This window comes from Falsiroseomonas sp. RANM36, from assembly GCF_056682175.1.
The window spans coordinates 541,226-543,778 of sequence record NZ_JBWXTD010000002.1 but is presented as its reverse complement, the minus strand read 5'-3'; the positions used below and the strand labels follow the sequence as shown (position 1 = coordinate 543,778).

3 protein-coding genes are annotated in these 2,553 nt (G+C 73.3%); 1 reads left to right on the top strand and 2 read right to left on the bottom strand.

The features are described 5' to 3' along the window. A partial coding sequence (locus tag AC1MIR_RS03475; protein ID WP_480026788.1) for a Bug family tripartite tricarboxylate transporter substrate binding protein occupies positions 1-747 on the bottom strand: 747 nt, incomplete at its 3' end. A 109-nt stretch (positions 748-856) separates the two neighbouring features. On the opposite strand from AC1MIR_RS03475, the gene AC1MIR_RS03470 reads away from it, so the two are divergent. Then, positions 857-1,678, top strand: a complete 822-nt coding sequence (locus AC1MIR_RS03470; RefSeq protein ID WP_480026787.1) for an alpha/beta fold hydrolase — start codon at positions 857-859, stop codon at positions 1,676-1,678. Here AC1MIR_RS03470 and AC1MIR_RS03465 read toward each other — a convergent pair. Then, the gene (locus tag AC1MIR_RS03465) at positions 1,675-2,415 is read right to left on the bottom strand and encodes a maleate cis-trans isomerase family protein (protein WP_480026786.1); all 741 of its coding nucleotides are present in this window, start codon (positions 2,413-2,415) and stop codon (positions 1,675-1,677) included. The two genes, AC1MIR_RS03470 and AC1MIR_RS03465, sit on opposite strands and share 4 nt — an antisense overlap. Positions 2,416-2,553: the final 138 nt, after the last annotated feature.

Genomic DNA, 2,553 nt, shown 5'->3' with positions numbered 1-2,553 from the left:
CCCCGCCGCCCCCCCCCCGCCGGCCCGGCGGCCGCGGCCCCCCCCGCCCCCCCCCCCCCCCCCCCCCCCCCCCCCCGCGCCGGTGACGGCCAGCGCCTTCAGCCGCCCCGCATCCACATGCGGCCGCGCCGCGCTGATGCCGTTGAACATCAGCTTCACATGCCCGGCCACCACATCGGTCGTCGCCGGCCCGGTGCCGCGATAGGGCACATGCACCAGGTCGATGCCGGCCACCATCTTAAGCAGCTCGCCGGCGAGATGCGTGGAGGCGCCGTTGCCGCCCGAGGCGTAGTTCAGCGCGCCGGGCTGCGCCTTCGCCATCGCCACCAGCTCCTGCACCGTGTTCACCGGCAGGGACGGATGCGCCAGCAGGATCACCGGCCCGGTCGCCAGCAGGCCGACCGGCACCAGGTCCTTCGCGGGATCGTAGGGCAGGCTCGGGAACAGCGAGGGGTTGATGGCGTAGCTGCTGTCCACCACCAGCACGGTGTAGCCATCCGCCGGGGCGCGCGCGACGAGATCGGTGCCGATCGTGCCGCCCGCGCCAGCGCGGTTCTCGATCACCAGCGACTGGCCGAAGGCAGCGCGCGTCGGCGGCTCGATCACGCGCATCAGGTTGTCCGTGCCGCCGCCCGGCCCGAAGGGGACGACCACGCGCAGCGGACGCTCCGGATAGGCTTGCGCGGCGGCGCCGCGCGCGACGGGCAGGGCGGCCGAGGCAGCCAGCAGGTGACGACGGCGGATCATCGTGTTCTCCTTCCTCTCCCGGTCCTGCCCATCATCGTAGTCCTCGGCGCGCATTGCGCAACGCCGCGCGCCGCGTGACGATGCAGGGTCACGCTGCGCGACGGGTGCGATGAGCAGGCTGCAACCGAACATGTCCTTCCTGACGGCGAGCGACGGCGTGCGCCTCGCCTGGCGCGTGGACGACTTCACGCCGCCCTGGCGCACGCCGGAGGTGCCGGTGCTGCTGCTGCATGCCGCGATGGGGTCCTATCGCCGCTGGTTCTCATGGATCCCCGACATCGCGCGGCAGCGGACGGTGCTGAGTCTTGAGTTGCGCGGCCACGGCGCCTCCGACATCCCGACCGAGGCGCAGCCGCTGACCGTCGAACGGCTGGTCGCCGATGTGCTGGAGCTGCTCGACCATCTCGGCATGCCGCGCGTGCATGCGGTGGGGCTCTCGGCCGGCGGCTATGTCGGGCAGCGATTGGCGATGGAGCATCCCGCTCGCGTCGTGACGCTCGCGCTCTTCGCCTCCACGCCCGGCCTGCGCAACAGCCAGGCGGGCACCTGGCCGGCCAAGGCCGCCGCGATGGGGCTCGAGGCCTTCATGCGGTCGGGCGTCGCGGATCGCTTCCCGGCCGATGCCGATCCCGGCCTCGTGGACTGGTTCTGCCGCCAGACCGGCGGGAACGACCTGCCCTTCATCGGCCGCTTCGTCGCGCATATGAGCAGCCGCGACTGGGAGGATGAGCTGCCGCGCATCGCCTGCCCCACGCTGATCGTGGCACCCGGCCACGAGCCGATCGGCTCGCACGACCAGTATGAGCGGATGCAGGCGCTGATCCCCGATGCGCGTCTGCTCTCGCTGGAGGGCATGCCGCACAATATCGGCGACGCGGCGCCCGAGGCCTGCACGGCGGCGCTGCTGGACTTCCTCTCGGCGCGGCCCTAGCGCCGCGCCGGCAACTCCCGCAGCAGGCTTCCGCCGCGCCGCAGCTTCGTGCGCAGGCCGAACTGGTGCAGCAGCGCCCACATGCCGGCCGAGTTCGTCGAGACAACCGGCTTGCCGATCCGCGCCTCGATCGCATCGGCCAGCGCCAGGCACTGCATGTTCCCCCCCGGCAGCAGCAGCGCATCGGCCTCCGGGTGGTCGGCGCGGGCGGCGAGGTCGAACACCTGGTCGGGCGCGATCTCCGCGATGGCGAAGTTGTCGCGCAGGCCGCCGAAGGCGCTGCGCAGCACGGTGATGCCGCCCGCCTCCAGGTAGCGCAGGCTGGCCTGCCCGATCTCCTCCGGGAAGGGTGCCGCGAAGCCGATGCGGCGCGCGCCGAGCGCCGCCAGCGCGTCGAACACCGTCTGCGCCGCGGTCAGCGCCGGCACGCCGGCCCAGCCCTGCATCTCCTGCCGGATCTCCGCATCCCACGCCGCCCCCATCCAGAAGCTGGCCGCGGTCTGGCAGAGCAGCACCGCATGCACCCGCGCATCGGCGAGGCTCGTCACCGCGCGGCGCATCTCCGCCTGCTGCTCCGCCATGCCCGGGGCATCCAGCCGCGTCATCGGCAGGCGCGCGAAATGGAAGGAGAGCGAGGCCGGCATCCAGGCCGGATACTCGCGCTCGATCGAGGTGTTGGAGGAAGGGATGAGCATGCCCACGCGCCGCCAGGGCGCGGCGCCGTCCGGTTCAGCCATGCCATCTCTCCCGCTGCATCCGGGCAGGATAGCGCATCGCCGCCCCAGCGCCCCCGCCGCGCGGCCCTGGCCATCACCCCAAACGGAAAGCCTTTGGGCGACGCCCCCCCCCCCCCCCCCCCCCAGCCGCCCGCGGCC

Bases quoted from the DNA above. Each gene is read 5' to 3' on its own strand.
- AC1MIR_RS03470 (WP_480026787.1), top strand. From the start codon at position 857: ATGAGCAGGCTGCAACCGAACATGTCCTTCCTGACGGCGAGCGACGGC.
- AC1MIR_RS03465 (WP_480026786.1), bottom strand. From the start codon at position 2,415: ATGGCTGAACCGGACGGCGCCGCGCCCTGGCGGCGCGTGGGCATGCTC.